An 18,879-nucleotide genomic window follows, 5' to 3' on the forward strand; every position below is an offset into this window, starting at 1 on the left:
ACCGGCGCCGGCCAGCACGGCGTCGCGACGGCGACGGCCTGCGCGCTGCTGGGCCTCGAATGCGTCGTCTACATGGGGCGTGTCGATACCGACCGCCAGGCGCTCAACGTCGCCCGGATGCGGTTGTTGGGTGCGACGGTGATCGCGGTCGACAACGGGTCGGCGACCTTGAAAGACGCGATCAACGAGGCCATGCGCGACTGGGTGACGAACGCGCACAACACTTACTACTGCTTCGGCACGGCAGCCGGCCCACACCCCTTCCCGATGATGGTTCGAGACTTGCAGCGAGTCGTCGGCTTGGAGGCGCGCGCGCAGATCCTTGAACACGCCGGCCGACTGCCCGACGCGGTCACCGCATGTGTGGGCGGCGGGTCCAATGCGATCGGCATCTTCCACCCGTTCCTGGACGATGAGTCGGTGCGGCTGGTCGGGTTCGAGGCCGCCGGTGACGGGGTGTCGACCGGGCGGCACGCCGCGACCTTCACCGGCGGGACGCCGGGAGCATTCCAGGGCGCCTACTCGTATCTGCTGCAGGACGAGGACGGTCAGACCATCGAGTCGCACTCGATTTCGGCCGGTCTGGATTACCCCGGCGTCGGTCCCGAGCATGCCTACCTCAAGGACATCGGGCGCGCAGAGTACCGGCCGATCACCGACACCGAGGCGATGGATGCCCTGAGCCTGCTGTCGCGCCGCGAGGGGATCATTCCGGCGATCGAGTCGGCCCACGCCGTTGCCGGCGCACTGCAGCTGGGACAGGAGTTGGGGGAGGGCGCGATCATCGTCGTCAACCTGTCTGGTCGTGGCGACAAGGACGTGGACACCGCCGGCAAATGGTTCGGTCTCTTCGATCGCCCGGAAGGCCAGGACGGGCAATGACGACTTCGCGCCACGTCGCGCCGCCGTCGAAGCTGACCGACACCTTCGCCGCCTGCCGCGCGGAGCACCGGGCCGCCCTGATCGGCTACCTGCCGGTGGGTTATCCGACGGTCGCCAATTCGCTGGAGTCGATGCGGATCATGGTCGAATCCGGCTGTGACATCGTCGAAGTCGGGGTGCCCTACTCCGATCCGGTGATGGACGGTCCGACGATCCAGGCCGCCGCCGATACCGCGTTGGCGGCCGGGGTGCGCGTGCGCGACGCCTTCGCAGCTTGCGAGGCGGTCGCCGCGGCGGGCGGTCAGGCCGTGGTGATGAGCTACTGGAATCCGGTGCTCGCCTACGGCGTGGAGAGCTTCGCCCGCGACTTGGCCAACGCCGGTGGCGCCGGGATGATCACCCCGAACCTGATTCCCGAGGAGGGGGCGGGCTGGCACGAGGCGTCCGACGCCCACGGCCTCGACCGGATCTACCTCGTGGCGCCGTCGTCGACGACCGAACGCATCGCGCTCACCGTCGATGCCTCGCGCGGCTTTCTCTACGCCGCGTCCACGATGGGCGTGACCGGTGCCCGCGACGCGGTGTCGAACGCCGCACCGGAACTGTGTGCCCGGGTGCGGGAATACTCCGATATCCCGATCGGCGTCGGCCTCGGTGTGCGTGACGGACGGCAGGCCGCGGAAATCGCCGATTATGCCGACGGGGTCATCGTCGGGTCGGCGCTGGTGACGGCGGCCACCGCTGGGCCCGCCGCGCTCGCGGCGCTGATCGCCGACCTCGCTGCGGGCGTCCGCGGGGAGGGCTGACCGCACGTCGATTAGGGTGGACCGCGTGAATTCCGTGCAGGTTCTCGCCTACCTTCCCAGTCCGCCGCAGGGTGTGTGGCAGCTCGGGCCCATTCCGATCCGCGCCTATGCATTGTGCATCGTCGCCGGGATCATCGTCGCCCTCTGGTGGGGGTCGCGCCGATGGGTGGCCCGCGGTGGTCAGCCCGGGGAGGTGCTCGACGTTGCGCTGTGGGCGGTGCCGTTCGGGTTGGTCGGCGGTCGGGCCTATCACGTCCTGACCGACTGGCGGTACTATTTCACCGATCTCGGTCAGACTCTCAATCCTCCGCGGGGGCCGATTGATGCGCTCAAGATCTGGGACGGCGGCCTTGGAATCTGGGGCGCGGTGGCGTTCGGCGCGGTCGGCGCCTGGATCGCCTGCCGCATCTATGGGATCAAACTTCCCGCGTTCGGCGATGCCATCGCGCCGGCGGTCCTGCTGGCACAGGCCATCGGCCGGTTTGGGAACTATTTCAACCAGGAGGTCTATGGCCGGCCGACCGACGTGCCGTGGGGATTGGAGATCTTCCGCCGGCTGCCCGACAATCTGACCGGCGTATCCACCGGTGAGCGGATCGCCATTGTGCATCCCACCTTTCTGTATGAGGCGCTGTGGAATGTCGCGGTCGTGCTGCTGCTCGTCGCGGTGGACCGGTACTTCCGAGTCGGCCACGGCCGCTTGTTCGCCCTTTACGTCATGGGCTACTGCTTCGGGAGGTTCTTCGTCGAGCTGGTGCGCGACGACCCGGCTTCCGAACCGTTCGGCATGGGAATCCGGGTGAACTCCATTGTGTCGGTGGTGGTGTTCGGTTGCGCTCTCGCCTACTTCCTCGCCGCGCCGCGCGGGCGTGAGTTGGGGCTGTCGATGTATCGGCCCAAGCGAGCCGAAGAGCTGGCGGCCGAGGGCGAGGTCGGTTATGTCGATCCGTGGCCCGATCGGGACGTGGAGCCCGAGCCCGAGGCCGAGGCCGGGACTCAGCCCTCGCCTAATACCGAGACTGAGCCTAATACCGAGACTGAGCCTGATACCGAGACTGAGCCTGAACTCGAGACTGAGCCTGAACTCGGGACTGAGTCTGAACTCGAGCCCGTGGCCGAACCCGTGGCCGAGGCTGAGACCGAGGCTGAGGCCGTGCCCGAGGCGCCGAGCGTGCCCGAAGTCTCGCGGACCATTACTACTGCTGCGACGGTCGTCGACGACGACGTCCGGATTATCAGTGTCACCGGTGAGATCGCGGCGCCCGCGTCATCGATCTTTGCGCTCATCGCCGATCCGGCGCAGCAGCCGCGTTTCGACGGCAACAAGAACCTCGCCGAGGCGGCGCAGGGTCAGCGGGTCACCAAGGTCGGTGACTCGTTTCGGATGACCAATACGGGTGGACGGGTCCGGCGGAACACGATCGTCGAATTTGTCGAGGACCGGGTCATCGCCTGGCTGCCGTCGGAGGTGGGCAAGCCACCGCCCGGTCACCTTTGGCGATGGCAGCTCAAGCCGATCGATGATGAGACCACCAGCGTGACCCACACCTACGACTGGACTCGCCTCGATCCCGAGGACGCCAAGCGCAACGAGCGCGCCCGGTCCACGACAGCGGAGTCGCTGCAGGCCTCACTCGATCTGCTCGCCGACTTGATCCGAGTTCCCGCTGATGCGCCGGAGTCACCCGCGGCTGACGAAGCCACCCCCAACATTGTTCGGCGGGCGGATGCGCCACCGCTGGTCGTCGAAGAACCCGTTGCCGACGAGCCCGCACCGGTGGAAACCGCCGCCGAGGAACCCGCCATACGAGAAGGTGAGGCGGCGGCCGACGACAAGCGTGCCGCTGACGCTGACGCTGGCTCAGCCGGTGCGGACGTTGATGCTGACACCGCCGCCGCCACTGATGTTGATGCCGCCACTGACGTTGACGCTGTCAGCGACGTTGACGTGGAATCCGCGACGGAATCCGACGTCGACACCGAACGAGCCGAGGATGCCGACCCGAGCAGTTGAGCGGGGTGCGTACGTGGCACCCCGAGGAAGTGTCAGCACGGTGCGTGTGACGTTCCCGTGAATGATGTGTGACGGCTCGGCGCCGGGCGCCGGGTGCGGTGGGCGGTTGGGGGTCGGCGGGATACGCTGGCTCCCGTGAATCGTCGAACGAAGATCGTCTGCACCATGGGACCCGCGACCGCGACTGTCGAGCGGATCCGTGACTTAGTCGACAGCGGCATGGACGTCGCTCGACTCAACTTCAGCCACGGCACCCACGACGACCACGCGATGATGTACGGCCACGTTCGCGAGGTCGCCCAAGAGGGTGGGAAGGCAGTGGGAATTCTCGCGGACCTCCAGGGCCCGAAGATCCGGCTGGGCAGGTTCGGCGGGGACGGGCGGACTCAGTGGGCGAGCGGGGATACTGTCCGCATCACCGTCGACGACGTGATCGGTGACCACGACCGCGTTGGCACGACGTACGCACAGCTGGCCCGGGATGCACGGGTCGGCGACCGCCTGCTCGTCGACGACGGCAAGGTTGGCCTCGTGGTCACCGACATCGACGGCAACGATGTCGTCTGCACGGTCACCGAGGGCGGCCCGGTCAGCAATCACAAGGGGCTCTCCATGCCCGGCATGAGCGTTTCGGTGCCGGCGTTGTCGGACAAGGACGTGGCCGACCTGGAGTTCGCCTTGCGCCTCGGCGTCGACCTGGTGGCGCTCTCGTTTGTGCGCAGTCCCTCCGATATTGAGCTGGTCCACGAGGTGATGGACCGCGTTGGGCGGCGAGTGCCGGTGATCGCCAAACTGGAAAAGCCCGAGGCGATCGAGAACCTTGAGGCCGTCGTGCTGGCTTTCGACGCGATCATGGTCGCGCGCGGCGACCTCGGCGTCGAGTTGCCGCTGGAGGAGGTGCCCCTGGTGCAGAAGCGGGCGATCCAGATGGCCCGGGAGAACGCCAAGCCGGTGATCGTGGCGACGCAGATGCTCGAGTCGATGATCGAGAACTCCCGTCCGACGCGGGCCGAGGCCTCCGACGTGGCCAATGCCGTGCTCGATGGTGTCGACGCAGTCATGCTCTCCGGTGAGACGTCGGTGGGCAAGTATCCGGTGCAGGCGGTCGCGACGATGAACCGGATCTGTCAGGCAGTTGAGTCCGGATCTCGATCGGTGCCGCCGCTGGACCACCTGCCGCGTACGCGCCGCGGCGTGATCTCCTACGCCGCTCGCGACATCGGTGAGCGGCTGAGCGTCAAGGCATTGGTCGCCTTCACCCAGTCGGGTGACACCGTCCGCCGCTTGGCGCGGCTACATTCGCCTCTGCCGTTGCTCGCGTTCACCCCGATTCCGGAGATTCGCAACCAGTTGGCCCTGAGCTGGGGAACTGAGACCTTCATCGTGGACCGCATCGCCAATACCGACGAGATGATCGACGAGGTCGATCGCATCCTGATCGATAGCGGGCGCATGGTCGAGGGCGACACGGTCGTAGTCGTTGCGGGCGCACCGCCGGCCACCGTCGGATCGACCAACATGATCTACGTACACCGGATCGGCGAGCAGGATCACTAGCCTGTAGCGACGAAGATCGCCCGGGTGGCTACGTCACCCAGAATGACCGGTTCGGTTGCATCGCCGACGGTGATGGTCGTCGTCCCGGCGAATGGGCGCTTGCCGGAAATGTGCACGGAGCGGTCCAGGGCAATGCCGACTTCGTTGAAGTAGCGCAGCATGGCGGGGTCGGTGTCGGAGATCCGCGCGATGACCCCGGAGTCGCCGTCGCCGAGTTCAGCCAGCAGGCATACGTCCGGGCTGGTGATCTCGCCGTCCGGGGAGGGGATCGGGTCGCCGTGTGGGTCGCGGCGCGGGTAACCGAGTTTCGCGTCGATGCGTTCGACCAGGCGGTCGCTGACGGCGTGCTCGAGGACTTCGGCCTCGTCGTGCACCTCGTCCCAACTGAACCCCAGTTGGGACACGAGGTAGGTTTCCAGCAGGCGGTGGCGGCGCACCATCCCGACTGCGGCCCGGCGGCCTTCTTCGGTGAGGGTGATGGCGCCGTACTTCTGGTGTTCGAGCAGCCCTTGCTGGGCGAGTTTGCGGATACCTTCGGAGGCGGTCGACGGCGAGATGTCGAGCTTGTCGGCGATCATCGATGTGGTCACCTTGACGTCGCCCCACTCCCGGGCGGTCCAGATCACTTTGAGGTAGTCCTGGGCGACTGAGGTCAATTCCGACCATTCGTTCCCGCGTGGCATGGCGTTCAGTCTAGTGATGCCTCACCGTAGGTTCTCGCGGTGTGCGGACGGGTAAGGTGAGCGACGTGTTGCGATGGCGAGGTCTCGATGACATCCCCGCTGACTGGGGACGGTGTGTGGTCACGATCGGCGTGTTCGACGGGGTGCACCGCGGGCACGCGCAGCTGATCAAGGCGGCGACGACGGCGGCTGCCGAACGTGGCCTGCCGTCCGTGCTGATGACATTCGACCCCCATCCCGCCGAGGTCGTCCGGCCGGGCACCCACCCGCCGCAGCTTTCGACGTTGACCCGGCGGGCGGAGCTGGCCCAGGAATTGGGCATCGACGTCTTCTGTGTCATGCCGTTTACCCCGGCGCTCGCCTCGCGCTCACCGAAGGACTTCGTCCACGGTGTGCTGGTGGAAACCCTGCATGCAGCGGAGGTTGTGGTCGGCGACAACTTCACTTTTGGACACAAGGCCGCCGGCAATGTTGAGAAGCTGCGCGAATTCGGCAAGCGGTTCGGATTCGAGGTTCAAGAGGTCTCACTGTTCGGCGAACATGCGGTCACCTTTTCGTCGACGTATATCCGTTCCTGCGTCGCCGCGGGGGACGTCACCTCCGCGGCCGATGCGTTGGGCCGCCCGCATCGGGTCGAGGGGGTCGTGGTCCGCGGGGACGGGCGCGGGCGCGAACTGGGATTCCCGACGGCCAATGTTGCGCCGCCGATGTATGCCGCGATCCCTGCCGACGGGGTGTATGCGTGCTCGTTCACCGTGATCGGCCCGGGCGCCACGCTGGGGCAGGTTCAGCACGGCAAGTGCTATCAGGCCGCTGTCTCCGTGGGCACCAACCCGACGTTCTCTGGCCGCACGCGTACCGTCGAGGCATTCGTGCTCGACACCGAGGCCGATCTGTACGGGCAGCACGTCGCCGTCGATTTCGTGGAGCGCATCCGGCCGATGACTCGCTTCGATTCGGTCGACGACCTCGTCAAAGCGATCGCCGAGGATGTGGACCAGACGCGAGTAATTCTGGCGAAGCACGCGGAGTAGCCTGACCTATCCCACACTGTTTGCCCGGTCAAGCATCGATCGAAGTTGGACTTGCGAAACGGTGCTGGATGGGTGGGCGACGGACGCTCGTTTATGACCGATTTTGGGGCCGACCTGCGGCGCTGGTAGATTTACCCCTCGGTGCTGCTGCAGTCCGTGGCGGCGCACCTCCTCGCCCGTGGCAAGGATCGTGGACACGGCACTGAAACACGAAGGAGTTCAGCGATGTCGCTGACCGTCGAACAGAAGAAGACCATTCTCGCCGAGTACGGCTTGCACGAGACCGATACGGGGTCGCCCGAGGCTCAGGTCGCGATGCTGACCAAGCGCATCGAGGACCTCACCGAGCACCTCAAGAAGCACAAGCACGACCACCACAGTCGGCGTGGTCTGCTGCTGCTCGTCGGCCGCCGTCGCCGGCTGCTCAAGTACGTCGCCAAGGTCGACGTCGAGCGTTACCGCTCGCTGATCGAGCGTCTCGGCCTGCGCCGCTAGACCCGTCCGAACCAATGACCCGGCCGCGTCACCGAAAGGTGGCGCGGCCGGGTCATTGGTGTGCTGTTGCAGGCCGGTGCGACCGGTCCTACTGTTGGTCTAGGACACCGCCGATACTCGCAGATTTGCGCATGAACAGGGAAGGTTTGGTCCACCATGACATCGATGACCAATGTCGCAGTATTCGGCACAGGCGTCTTGGGATCTCAAATCGCCATGCAGGCCGCGTACCACGGCAAGCGTGTGATCGCCTACGACGTCTCCCAGGAGCTCCTCGATAAGCTCCCGGCTCGTTGGGAGTGGATGCGCGCCGGGTACCAGCGCGACCTGGCCGACTTCGACGCCGATCGTTTCGACCGGGCGATCGCGTCCATCACCGCCACCACCAGCCTGCAATCGGCTGTCGAAGATGCCGACATCGTCATCGAGGCGATCCCGGAGAATCTCGACCTGAAGAAGAAGGTCTGGGCATCGATCGGTGCGGCTGCTCCGCCGAAGACGGTCTTCACGACGAACTCGTCGTCGCTGCGTCCGAGCGATTTCGCCGACGCCACCGGACGCCCCGCAAAGTTCCTCGCGCTGCACTTTGCGAATATTGTATGGTCGCACAACACGGGCGAGGTCATGCCCACCCCACAGACCGACCCGGCCGTCTTCGAAGCGGTCCTCTCCTTCGCCACGGAGATCGGTCTCGTCGCGATTCCAGTCCGCAACGAGACCCCGGGCTATCTGTTGAACAGTTTGCTGATCCCCTTCCTCAATGCGGCCGCATATCTGTACGTCGACGAAGTGGCAGACCCAGTCGACATCGATACGGACTGGAAGATCGCCACGGGCTCGCCGCAGGGGCCCTTCGAGGTCTATGACCTCGTCGGGTTCAACGTGGCTATCAACATTATGCGCAACAATCCGGACGATGAGCGCCTTCAGAGGTTCGCCGACATGCTGGAGAAGAGCGCCAAGGAGGGCAGGTCCGGCTTGAGCGACGGCGCGGGCTTTTACGAGTACGACGCGACGGGGCAGAGCCAGGGTATGGCGCCGCGGTGGAAGCTGGGGTAGCCCCTCGAGGGATGGCCGACTCGATCAGCGCCAGCCGAGCGCGGGTGCGATATGGGTCAGGATCGACTCGATGACGTGCGCGTTGTAGTCGACGCCGAGTTGGTTGGGGACCGTCAGCAACAGGGTGTCGGCGGCGGCGATCGCCTCATCCGTGCGCAGCTGCTCGACGAGGAGTTCGGGTTCGGCGGCATAGCTACGGCCGAAGCGGGCCTTGGCGTTGTCGATGATGCCGACCTGGTCGTCGTCGGGGCGACCGCCGAAATAGGCGCAGTCCATGTCGTTGAGGAGTGGAAAGATGCTGCGGCTCACCGAGACTCGTGGTTCTCGCCCATGATCGGCCAAGCGCCATGCGTCGCGGAACCGCTGGATCTGTTCGGCCTGCAACTGGTGGAACGGGATGCCGGTGTCCTCGGTGAGCAGGGTTGAGCTCATTAGGTTCATTCCGTGCTGCGCGGTCCATTCCGCGGTGGCCCTGGTTCCGGCTCCCCACCAAATGCGGTTGCGCAGACCGGGGGATTGCGGTTCGACGCTTAGCAGTCCGGGGGGATTGGGGAACATGGGCCGCGGGTTGGGTTGCGCGAATCGGGTGCCCTCGATCGCCGTCAGGAACGCGGTCGTGTGTGCCCGCGCCAGCTCGGCGTCGGACGAGCCCTCGGCGGGGACGTGACCGAAGTACCGGTAGCCATCGATCACCTGCTCGGGTGATCCACGGCTGATGCCGAGCTGTAGGCGCCCGCCCGCTATGAGGTCGGCCGCGCCGGCAGTCTCGGCCAGGTAGAGGGGGCTTTCGTGGCGCATATCGACGACGCCCGTGCCGATCTCGATGCGGTCGGTCCTGGCGCCGATGGCCGCGAGTAGCGGGAATGGGGACGCCAATTGTCGAGCAAAGTGATGCACGCGAAAATAGGCGCCGTCGGCGCCGAGTTCCTCGGCGGCGACAGCGAGATCGATCGACTGCAGCAGGGCGTCGGCCGCGGTCCTGGTTTGTGAGCCGCGACCATCGGACCAGTGCCCGAAGGAGAGGAATCCAATGTTCTTCACAACCAACCTAACCGGACTGTGGTCCGATTAATTCCCGGTCTATGATCGGGCGGCCGGTTCGACAAGCTAGCGGCCCGTGATCGGCTCGGCGCATCGGGCCGCGCCGCCGCCGAGCAGTTGCTGGAGCGGTGTCGGGCCGTTCTCGCGGTCTTCGCCGACGCGGTATACGCCGCTGATTCCCAAGAGACCAACTGACGGGACGCCCGTTGTCGGTCGCGGGTGATAAACTGCACTTCGGAACATCGCAGAATGTCGATGTCACCCCGAACTGCTGGACAGATCGAGTCAGATCGGTCCTCGGTAGTGGCCGCCGGAACGAGCGGATCCGATCCTTACTTCTTCCGGCTGCTTCGATCGAAGGCCGTCTGCACCGCATGTGACGCATGCGAGTCCACGCATCAGAGGCGATTCTCGCGCATTCATCGCACTGTCTCCCGACGCCGTGGGCGCGCGCTTCGGCGCCCGCCAACCGGTGTCGACACGTACATCCACCGGCGTGCCGTCATGGCGCGCCGCACTGAAGGGAAACACCCGAACACATGACTGATTCCATCGACGTCTACGAAGACGACGTCACCGAGGCCACCGCCGTCATCGACAACGGCAGCTTCGGCACCCGCACCATCCGCTTCGAGACCGGCCGCCTTGCCCAGCAGGCCGCCGGCGCGGTCGTGGCCTACCTCGACGAGGAGACCATGATCTTGTCGACGACCTCGGCGTCAAAGGCACCGAAAGATCACTTCGACTTCTTTCCGCTCACCGTCGACGTGGAGGAGCGCATGTACGCCGCGGGCCGGATCCCCGGTTCGTTCTTCCGTCGCGAGGGCCGTCCATCGACCGACGCGATTCTGACCTGCCGCCTTATCGACCGCCCGCTTCGCCCGTCGTTCGTCGACGGCCTGCGCAACGAGATCCAGGTCATCGAGACGATTCTGTCGCTCAACCCCAATGACCTCTACGACGTCGTCGCCATCAACGCGGCGTCGGCCTCGACCCAGATCGCCGGGCTGCCGTTCTCCGGCCCGGTCGGCGGCGTGCGCGTCGCGCTGATCCCGACCGAGTCGAACAAGGCCGGTCAGTGGGTCGCTTTCCCGACCGTCGAGCAGCTCGAGGGAGCGGTCTTCGACATGGTCGTCGCCGGACGCGTCACGGCAGGCGAAGGCGACAGCGCCGACGTGGCGATCATGATGGTCGAGGCGGAGGCCACCGACAACGTGCTCGAGCTGATCGCCGGCGGCGCGCAGGCGCCGACCGAGCAAATCGTCGCCGAGGGCCTGGAAGCCGCCAAGCCGTTCATTGCCCGCCTCTGCGAGGCACAGAAGAGTCTGGCCGAGGCCGCGGCGAAGGAGACCGGTGAGTTCCCGCTGTTCCCGCCGTACGAGAGCGACGTCTATGAGGCCGTCGAGGCCGCAGCGTCGGACAAGCTGGCAAAGGTCCTGACCATCGCCGGCAAGCAGGAGCGCGACGAGGCGACCGATGAGCTGAAGGCGGAGCTGCTCGACCAGATCGGTGGCGGGTTCGAGGGTCGCGAGAAGGAGATCGGCGCGGCCTACCGATCGCTGACCAAGAAGCTGGTCCGCCAGCGGATCCTGACCGATCATTTCCGTATCGACGGTCGTGGCATCACTGACATCCGGTCGCTCTCGGCCGAGGTGGCGGTCATTCCGCGCGCTCACGGCAGCGCGTTGTTCGAGCGCGGCGAGACCCAGATCATGGGTGTCACCACGCTGGACATGATGAAGCTGGCCCAGCAGATCGACTCGCTCGGGCCGGAGACCTCCAAGCGCTACATGCATCACTACAACTTCCCCCCGTATTCCACCGGTGAGACCGGCCGCGTCGGGTCGCCCAAGCGTCGCGAGATCGGCCATGGTGCGCTCGCCGAGCGTGCGCTGGTGCCAGTCCTGCCGAGCGTGGAAGAGTTCCCCTACGCGATCCGTCAGGTGTCGGAGGCGCTGAGCTCCAATGGCTCCACCTCCATGGGTTCGGTGTGTGCGTCGACGATGTCGCTGCTTAACGCCGGCGTCCCGCTGAAGGCTCCGGTCGCCGGCATCGCCATGGGGTTGGTGTCCGACGAGGTCACCATCGACGGCAAGACCGAGACCCGGTATGTGGCGCTGACCGACATCCTCGGTGCCGAGGATGCCTTCGGCGACATGGACTTCAAGGTCGCCGGAACCAAGGAGTTCGTGACCGCGCTGCAGCTCGACACGAAGCTCGACGGCATTCCGTCGAAGGTTCTCGCAGGTGCGCTGAGCCAGGCGCGCGACGCCCGGCTCACCATTCTCGAGGTGATGGCGGAGGCCATCGACGAGCCGGACGAGATGAGCCCGTACGCCCCGCGGATCACCACCGTGAAGATTCCGATGGACAAGATCGGCGAGCTGATCGGCCCCAAGGGCAAGACAATCAACGGCATCACCGAGGAGACCGGTGCCAGCATCTCCATCGAGGACGACGGCACGGTGTTCGTCGGCGCTACCGACGGACCGTCGGCGCAGGCTGCGATCGACAAGATCAACGCCATCGCCAACCCGCAGCTGCCGAAGGTCGGCGAGCGATTCCTGGGCACGGTCGTCAAGACCACCGCTTTCGGCGCGTTTGTCTCGCTGCTGCCCGGTCGCGACGGCCTGGTGCACATCTCCAAGCTGGGTGGCGGCAAGCGCATCGACAAGGTCGAGGACGTGGTCAACGTCGGCAGCAAGCTGCGCGTGGAGATCGCCGATATCGACGAGCGCGGCAAGATCAGCCTCGTTCCGGTCGCAGACGACGCGGCAAAAGCCGAGCAGGCCGACGCCTGATTTGATCGACGCCTGACCTGACCGGCCAGCGAACCCGGCCCGCACCACGCACAGTGGTGCGGGCCGGGTTCGGTTGTACCGGGCTAGTCGAAGTGACGCCGACCGCGCCCATGACGGAAGCTTCACCAGGTCGGCGAAAGCGCTCCGCGCGACGACCGCCCAGACGACTGTGGATAGTCGGGGAAGCCAGCCGACTGCCACGGTTGCCAGGCCGACCGCGGCGAGTACCCCGCCGACCTGGGCGGCCGGGTAGCCCCATGCCCAGCGCCCGGAGGTGCCGTCGGCGACGGCCGACGCCAGCGCCGCCTGAACGGTTGCGCTTAGTACCAGCAGGTAGATCGAGCCGTGGGCGGCGAGAAGTGCGCGGGCCAGTAATGGCTGGGGCCAGCACACCGGCACCGAAGTCGCGACGGCGGTGGAGGGCGACGGCTACCGACGGCGTCTACGTGCCCAGTCCCGCGGCTGCGACAACCTCTGTCCGGCCCGTCTCCTCGTCGACCCGCGTCATCGACTCGGTCACCGTCAGGGCCATGACCGCCGTCAACAGGACGACGTAGGTGCCCACCTCCCATTGGGCCAGCTGTCCGAGACTGCCGGGGAGCGGGAGATGTCCGTAGAGAATGGTGGTCGCCTGATTGCTCCGAAGGCTCGCGACGAGGGGCCCGCGCGAAGACAGGTCGGGATAGCTGCTCGCATAGCTGGGAACGGTCACCGCGGTGAGGGTGACAATCGGGATGATCCAGCTCAACAGCGGGACCCGGTAGCGGCGCAGTAGGAGCCGACTGAGGGGGATTGTTGCGCGCAGGACTTCCCCTGCGGCGTGGACGCCGAGCACCGAGGGGACTGTCGCACGCGGCACCGACCAGCTGACCGTGCCGTCGCGGTCGCTGCGCGACGGTGTCAGGCCGAGCTTGGCAACCTCCTCGACCAGGCGCTGGTCAGGTGACCCGCCGACGCTGACCGTCGTCGCCGACAGGTGCCGCAAGGCGTCCAGCGGTGCTGACTCGACCTGCCGGTTGCCCTTCGAATACGCCCGAACCTTCTTGTCGGGGTCGAACCCGAACCGTTCGATCAGGTCGGCCTCGACGCCAGGCCGTCGGGCACCGCGCAGTCCGGCGAGCGCGTCATGCACCTCCGACCCCGTCAGATTGGGCCAGAACGCGACATCGCCGGCCACATAGGAGACCCGCCGGTTGATCGACGCGGCGTTCCGGGCGGGATCGCCGCCGAGCACGGTGACAGTTCCTGCATCGGCGCGGTACAGACCCAGGAGCGTACGGATGGTGGTCGACTTCCCGGCGCCGTTTGGGCCGAGGAATCCGTGCACCTCACCGGCCGTGACGGCGAGGCAGAGGCCGTCGACGGCGGTGAGCGCGCCGAACCGCTTCACCTGACCAACGACATCGACGTGCGGCACGATCAGTCCTTCGTGGTAGCGGACCCTCCGGACACTATGATGCGCCCGGACCGCCGTCGGATGCATCAGGCAGTACCCGGGCTGGGGGCGTAGCGTGAGGGTATGGCCGCGTCAACAGTGATCATCGGCGGCGGACTGGCCGGCGCGAAGGCCGCCGAAGCCTTGCGGGAGCGGGGCTTTGACGGGACAGTCGTCCTGGTCGGCGCCGAAGCCCACCTGCCTTATGAGCGCCCGCCGCTCTCGAAGGGGTACCTGAACGGATCGGCCGAGCGCGACTCGGTCTTTGTTTTCGATGAGGACTGGTACGGCGAGCACAACGTGACCCTGCGCACCGGCGTGACGGCGCAGCGCATCGATCGCGACGCCAAGCAGGTCCGACTGTCCGACGGCACATCGGTCGCCTATGACAAGATCGTGCTCGCCACCGGGTCACGGGCCCGCCGATTCCCCGGCGATCCCGATGTCGCGTACCTTCGTACCCTCGACGACTCAGAGGCACTCCATCAGCGGTTGGGCCGCGGTCACTCAGTGCTGATCGTCGGGGCCGGGTGGATCGGGTTGGAGGCGGCGGCGGCGGCACTGACTCTCGGCAGCGAGGTCACCGTGGTCGAACCGGCCGCAGTCCCGCTCGAGAAGGTACTCGGAACCGAGCAAGGCGCCGTCATCGCCGAGTTGCACCGCAGCCACGGCGTCGACCTGCGGTTGGGAACCGCAGTCGAGTCGGTCGGGAACGGATCGGTCACCATTGCCGGTGGCGAGCGGTTGACCGCGGACGCCGTCCTCGTCGGAATCGGTGCGGAGCCCAACGTGGAACTGGCCCGCGACGCCGGGCTGGCGGTCAGCAACGGCATCGACGTCGACGCCGGGCTGCACACCAGCGATCGCGACATCGTTGCGGTCGGGGACATCGCCAACCACGATCACCCGATATTCGGCCGAATCCGGGTCGAGCATTGGGCCAACGCGCTCAACCAGCCCGCCGTCGCGGTGGCCAACCTGCTTGGTATCGAGCAGGCGTACACCCGACTGCCGTACTTCTACACCGATCAATACGAGTTCGGTATGGAGTACCGCGGCTACGCCGCCGGCGACGACCAGCTCGTCGTCCGGGGGAGCGTGGCCGACCTCGAGTACCTCGCGTTCTGGCTGTCCGACGGTGTCGTGCGGGCCGGGATGAACGTCAACGTGTGGGATCAGGGCGACGAAATCGCCGCCCTCATCGAGTCGCAGCGAAGGGTCGATCCCGCACGACTGGCCGACCCGGCCGTCGAACTCGCGGACCTGTGAACCGTCAGCGGTTGGGCTCATAACCGTCGAGCGGCGCCTCGATGAGTTCCCAGTCGCTGTCGAACTGGGCGACGCGAGAGACGAGTCTGGCGTAGGTCGGCGTGCGGGCGGTGGCCAGCACTGCTTTCAGGTCGTCGAAACCGGCTAATCCACGACGATTGGCGCGGTGGTTCCGGTGAATTCGCGCAGCGATCCAGATGGCGCCTTCACGTCGCCGTAGTAGCGGATCCGGTAGGCGCCGTTGGCGCCGGCGGGTACTCGCCAGGTGATGGTGACCTTCGACGCCGAGGCACTGCCGCCGGGGCGCTCCCAGGACAGTTCGGTGGATTCGTGGTCGTCGTCATAGGTCACTGCCCAACCGTTGGGGGTGCGCCTTTCGACGGCAAAATAGCCCTTGGTCTGGCGGCCACGCCGGATTCGGTTGGTGGGGTAGGCGCCGCAGAAGGCCGCGTGGACGGTGTCGCCGCCCCGGACCCGGGCCTTGGGTGCGGAGACAACGTCGCCGAACCGATGACCCGGCATCGGGGTGTCGGCGGGCTGGGTGCCGAGCAGATCGGGCTGGAGGCCGGAGTTGTCGGCCGGCCGCGGGCCGCTGCTGAGTCGGGCGCCGCGCGACATCGCACCGGCCATGCGGTGGAATTCCTGCATGTAGGCGCACAGGGTCCAGCGCCCGAACATCGTTTCACCGCCCTCGTACTGCTGGGCCACATACTCCTCTGGAGTGGTGACGTACTGGCTGTAGCCGTTCGAATATCCCTGCAGCAGAACGTTGTTCAGGGGAACGTGGAGCGCGTCGGCGACCACCCGGCGGATGCGGAGACCCGCGACGATCGTGGCCTCGGCGGGGACCGCGGCCAGTACCAGGTCGCCGATCCGGATCAATTGGATTGGCAGCGTCTGCTCGATCCAGGGGCGTGGCGGCAAGATACCGAGGGGAAACAAGATGGCTTTGGGGGCCTGGTTGTCGACGATCCAGGGCTCCGGTGTCGGGGTGGCGCCCGCGCCCAGCGCCATGGCGAATTCGTTGCGGACCCCTTCGTTGAGGAATCCGAGTTGGCTGCGGGTGTTGTCCTCCTGGCTGGTGGCAGCCGCGGCGGCCCCCATCATGGCCGGCGAGGTGCGGGCGGGTCGGCCGTGCGGGGTGAAGTCGGCGCTGATGGCGACGTCGGCGAGATTCACATAGCGGGCCGACGTGTCGACGCCGCCACGGGTCATGGGCCGGGCCGATCCCAGGGCGGTCTGACCGGCCCGGTCCTGGCGTTGTCCGATGACGATCCGGTTGGTTCGGTTGCTGCCGGTCGGACCACCGGGATGCATCTTGCGCAACCATAGGTTGGGTGTCATATCGCCGGCGTTCGTCTGCGCGTGCGCGCTGATCACACCCGGCCGGCGCTGCTCGGCGAGATACGCCGCATAGCCCTTGTTGTCCGAGGAGATGAGGAAGTTCGCGTCGGTGAGCGAGGTGCCGTGCGTGGCGAACCAGGTAATCTCGCCGATGACCCGATCGCCCTGTCGCAGCAGTAGGGCAGTCACCTGGGGATCGATCTTCTCGGGGAAGTGACGTCTGTCGGTGCGGGGATTGAGGTCGAAGGCGGGCTGTGAGCGGTTGGCGCTGGCATTGTGCAACTCGGTGTGGCCGAGTTCGACCGTCCCCGGCGCCAGGCTGTTGTGGGCTTGTGCCACTGCGTCGAGCAACCCGGCCATCTCGGCGGCGAGAGAATTGTGGCGGTGCCCTTTCGCGGCCAGCAAGTACGCGTAGTCCCAGGACGTCCCGCCGCACGAGTTGTGGTTGTGCGTCGCATTGATATTGACGTTGTTCAGGTTATAGGTGTTGCCATATCGCTTGGCCAGCTCGGCGAGCAGGATGGAGTGGTGTGAGGTGAATACGCAGGCCAGATCGGCGGTGATGAACAAGACACGGCTGCCGGTCGCCGCATCCGCGATGATGAACGCCCGCGCCCAGGTTCGCTGCAGTAGCCCGTTGGCGACCTGGTCCATGTCGGAATAGCCCATCATCCCCTGGCCGGCGATGGCGCCGGTCAGGTCGCCCTTGCCCGCGCCGACGAGATATCCCGCTGGCGACGCCGCGGCGCTACCGACCGCCCCGACCGCGCTGCTCGTGGCGCCGGCCAGCCCGACGCCGACGGCGCTGGCAGCGGATGCCTGCAGAAAGCGGCGACGTGAGACGTCGACCATGGAACCTCCAGAAGGTGATCGGTGCAGAAAGCTTCCCGTGGAAGGCTAGCCGGTTAGGCTCGGGAACATGAATCTGGACGAGTACATGAGCTATGACGCCACCGGTCTGGCCGAGCTGGTGGCGGCCAAGGAGGTTACTGCCAAAGAGCTGTTGGCGCTGGCCCGCAAGCGCGCCCAGCAGGTCAACGGCAAAATCAATGCCATTGTGATCGACGTTGACAAGGAAGCCGACGAGCAGGCCGCCGGGGAACTGACCGGACCGTTTGCCGGAGTGCCCTTCCTCATCAAGGATCTGCACCAGGAGTACAAGGGCTACCCGACGACGGCGGGCTCGCGGGCTCGGCGAAACCTAGTCGCCACCGAGAACGCGCTGATCACCGACCGCTTCCTTGACGCCGGGCTGGTGATCTTCGGCAAGACGAACACCCCGGAACTGGGTTCCAAGGGAATCACCGAGTCGACGCTGTGGGGTCCGTGCCGCAACCCGTGGGATACCTCGCGCACCCCCGGCGGTTCGTCGGGAGGGTCAGCCTCGGCCGTAGCTGCCGGCGTCGTGCCAGCGGCGGGGGCCAACGACGGCGGTGGGTCGATTCGAATTCCGGCGGGATGTAACGGACTGGTCGGGCTGAAGCCGAGTCGCGGACTGGGCCCCTACGGTCCGCAGCGAGGCGAGTCGATGTTCGGTATGGCCACCGACGGAGTGGTCACTCGCACCGTGCGCGACAGCGCAGCGCTCTTCGACGCCATCATTGGCCGCAACCGCTTCGCTGACTACCAGGCGGCGCTGCCGACCCGGAAGTTCTCCGACACCATCAAGAAGAAGCCGCGCAAACTCAAAATCGGCTTTTCGGCACACTCGGCGATCACCGGGCGGGCGGAGCCAGATGCGATCAAGGCGGTCCAGTCTACGGCCGAGTTGCTCGAGGAACTTGGTCACCGCGTCGAGGAGGTCGCGCCGCCCTATGACGACAAGGCACTCGCCGAGACCTTCCTGACCATCTGGTTCGCCCAGCTTGAGGGTCAGGTCACCGAGCTCAAGAAGCAAACCGGCGCCAAGGACAGTGACTTCGAGCCGGACACGTTGGCCGTCGCCGAGATCGGTCGGGCCAACGGCGTTGGCGCCCTCATGCAGGCGCTGTCGCAGGTGCACGCCTACACGCACGCGATGGAGCGCTTCTACGCCGACTACGACTTCTTCCTCACCCCGACACTGGCGCAAGCGCCGATCAAGATCGGTGCGCTCGATACCCCTGCGCCACTGCAGATCGCCGCACGCGTCGTCCACCGCGTCCATGCCGGTAAGGCGTTGGTGCGCACGGGTGTGATCGATCAGATGATCGAAGAGAACCTTGGGTGGGTGCCGTACACCCAACTGGCGAACATGACCGGCCGACCGGCCATCAACGTCCCGGTGTACTGGACCAGCGGCGGACTGCCGCTGGGCGTTCAGTTCAACGGCACCCTCGGATCCGACGGCGGCCTCCTCCAACTGGCCGCCCAGTTGGAGGAGGCGCGGCCGTGGGTACAGCGGTTCCCCGCCGAGCCGCGCCACCACCTGGCGTCCTAGGCCGCGTCGGGGTCACTAGACTGACGGCGACCGGTGACGA

14 protein-coding genes and 1 pseudogene are annotated in these 18,879 nt (G+C 66.4%); 11 read left to right on the plus strand and 4 right to left on the minus strand.

The features are described from left to right. The 4 genes from trpB to pyk form a co-directional block, all read left to right on the plus strand. A partial coding sequence (gene trpB / locus B4M62_RS04515) for a tryptophan synthase subunit beta (RefSeq protein ID WP_290705720.1) occupies nt 1-882 on the plus strand: 882 nt, incomplete at its 5' end. Continuing rightward, nucleotides 879-1,688: a tryptophan synthase subunit alpha gene (trpA, locus tag B4M62_RS04520; RefSeq protein ID WP_290705722.1), complete on the plus strand. Its 810-nt coding sequence runs from the start codon at nt 879-881 to the stop codon at nt 1,686-1,688. The genes trpB and trpA, both read left to right, overlap by 4 nt. Before the next feature lie 25 nt (nt 1,689-1,713). Beyond that, nucleotides 1,714-3,702: a prolipoprotein diacylglyceryl transferase gene (gene lgt, locus B4M62_RS04525; RefSeq protein WP_414651776.1), complete on the plus strand. Its 1,989-nt coding sequence runs from the start codon at nt 1,714-1,716 to the stop codon at nt 3,700-3,702. Between the two features lie 135 nt (nt 3,703-3,837). After that, the gene (gene pyk, locus B4M62_RS04530; RefSeq protein WP_290705726.1) at nt 3,838-5,259 is read left to right on the plus strand and encodes a pyruvate kinase; all 1,422 of its coding nucleotides are present in this window, start codon (nt 3,838-3,840) and stop codon (nt 5,257-5,259) included. Here the strand turns inward: pyk and B4M62_RS04535 are convergent. Beyond that, the gene (locus B4M62_RS04535) at nt 5,256-5,942 is read right to left on the minus strand and encodes a metal-dependent transcriptional regulator (protein ID WP_290705728.1); all 687 of its coding nucleotides are present in this window, start codon (nt 5,940-5,942) and stop codon (nt 5,256-5,258) included. The genes pyk and B4M62_RS04535 overlap by 4 nt on opposite strands. A gap of 65 nt (nt 5,943-6,007) precedes the next feature. Between B4M62_RS04535 and B4M62_RS04540 the strand changes: the two genes are divergently transcribed. From B4M62_RS04540 to B4M62_RS04550, 3 genes are all read left to right on the plus strand, one after another. After that, entirely contained in the window at nt 6,008-6,976 is a 969-nt protein-coding gene (locus B4M62_RS04540; protein ID WP_290705730.1) for a bifunctional riboflavin kinase/FAD synthetase, read from the plus strand. A gap of 225 nt (nt 6,977-7,201) precedes the next feature. After that, entirely contained in the window at nt 7,202-7,471 is a 270-nt protein-coding gene (rpsO, locus tag B4M62_RS04545; protein ID WP_290705732.1) for a 30S ribosomal protein S15, read from the plus strand. A gap of 156 nt (nt 7,472-7,627) precedes the next feature. Next, a complete protein-coding gene (locus B4M62_RS04550; RefSeq protein ID WP_290705734.1) occupies nt 7,628-8,530 on the plus strand; it encodes a 3-hydroxyacyl-CoA dehydrogenase in 903 nt (300 codons plus the stop codon). 24 nt (nt 8,531-8,554) lie between these two features. Here the strand turns inward: B4M62_RS04550 and B4M62_RS04555 are convergent, their stop codons facing one another. Then, nucleotides 8,555-9,571 (minus strand): LLM class flavin-dependent oxidoreductase, encoded by a 1,017-nt coding sequence (locus B4M62_RS04555; RefSeq protein WP_290705736.1) that lies wholly within the window; start codon nt 9,569-9,571, stop codon nt 8,555-8,557. Nucleotides 9,572-9,640: 69 nt separating this feature from the next. Here B4M62_RS04555 and B4M62_RS14750 point away from each other — a divergent pair. Then, a pseudogene (locus tag B4M62_RS14750) lies at nt 9,641-9,766 on the plus strand (ChrB domain-containing protein); the annotation flags it as partial. A gap of 344 nt (nt 9,767-10,110) precedes the next feature. Then, nucleotides 10,111-12,372, plus strand: coding sequence for a polyribonucleotide nucleotidyltransferase (locus B4M62_RS04560; RefSeq protein ID WP_290705738.1), 2,262 nt, complete (start codon nt 10,111-10,113; stop codon nt 12,370-12,372). Nucleotides 12,373-12,814: 442 nt separating this feature from the next. Here B4M62_RS04560 and B4M62_RS04565 read toward each other — a convergent pair whose 3' ends face one another. Next, the gene (locus tag B4M62_RS04565; protein WP_290705740.1) at nt 12,815-13,789 is read right to left on the minus strand and encodes an ATP-binding cassette domain-containing protein; all 975 of its coding nucleotides are present in this window, start codon (nt 13,787-13,789) and stop codon (nt 12,815-12,817) included. Between the two features lie 102 nt (nt 13,790-13,891). Between B4M62_RS04565 and B4M62_RS04570 the strand changes: the two genes are divergently transcribed. Beyond that, nucleotides 13,892-15,076: an NAD(P)/FAD-dependent oxidoreductase gene (locus B4M62_RS04570; protein WP_290705742.1), complete on the plus strand. Its 1,185-nt coding sequence runs from the start codon at nt 13,892-13,894 to the stop codon at nt 15,074-15,076. Between the two features lie 144 nt (nt 15,077-15,220). Here the strand turns inward: B4M62_RS04570 and B4M62_RS04575 are convergent, their stop codons facing one another. Continuing rightward, nucleotides 15,221-17,272, minus strand: a complete 2,052-nt coding sequence (locus tag B4M62_RS04575) for a neutral/alkaline non-lysosomal ceramidase N-terminal domain-containing protein (protein ID WP_290705744.1) — start codon at nt 17,270-17,272, stop codon at nt 15,221-15,223. Nucleotides 17,273-17,339: 67 nt separating this feature from the next. Here B4M62_RS04575 and B4M62_RS04580 point away from each other — a divergent pair, with 67 nt between their 5' ends. Then, entirely contained in the window at nt 17,340-18,839 is a 1,500-nt protein-coding gene (locus B4M62_RS04580) for an amidase (protein WP_290705746.1), read from the plus strand. Nucleotides 18,840-18,879 lie beyond the last annotated feature (40 nt).

Origin of the sequence: Gordonia sp. UBA5067, from assembly GCF_002414845.1 — a bacterium.
GTDB lineage: Bacteria > Actinomycetota > Actinomycetes > Mycobacteriales > Mycobacteriaceae > Gordonia > Gordonia defluvii.

Excerpts from the sequence above, each read along its gene's own strand:
- B4M62_RS04535 (WP_290705728.1), bottom strand. The coding sequence starts at position 5,942 with ATGCCACGCGGGAACGAATGGTCGGAATTGACCTCAGTCGCCCAGGAC.
- trpA (WP_290705722.1), top strand. The coding sequence starts at position 879 with ATGACGACTTCGCGCCACGTCGCGCCGCCGTCGAAGCTGACCGACACC.
- B4M62_RS04560 (WP_290705738.1), top strand. The coding sequence starts at position 10,111 with ATGACTGATTCCATCGACGTCTACGAAGACGACGTCACCGAGGCCACC.
- B4M62_RS04570 (WP_290705742.1), top strand. The coding sequence starts at position 13,892 with ATGGCCGCGTCAACAGTGATCATCGGCGGCGGACTGGCCGGCGCGAAG.
- B4M62_RS04550 (WP_290705734.1), top strand. The coding sequence starts at position 7,628 with ATGACATCGATGACCAATGTCGCAGTATTCGGCACAGGCGTCTTGGGA.
- B4M62_RS04575 (WP_290705744.1), bottom strand. The coding sequence starts at position 17,272 with ATGGTCGACGTCTCACGTCGCCGCTTTCTGCAGGCATCCGCTGCCAGC.
- B4M62_RS04580 (WP_290705746.1), top strand. The coding sequence starts at position 17,340 with ATGAATCTGGACGAGTACATGAGCTATGACGCCACCGGTCTGGCCGAG.
- rpsO (WP_290705732.1), top strand. The coding sequence starts at position 7,202 with ATGTCGCTGACCGTCGAACAGAAGAAGACCATTCTCGCCGAGTACGGC.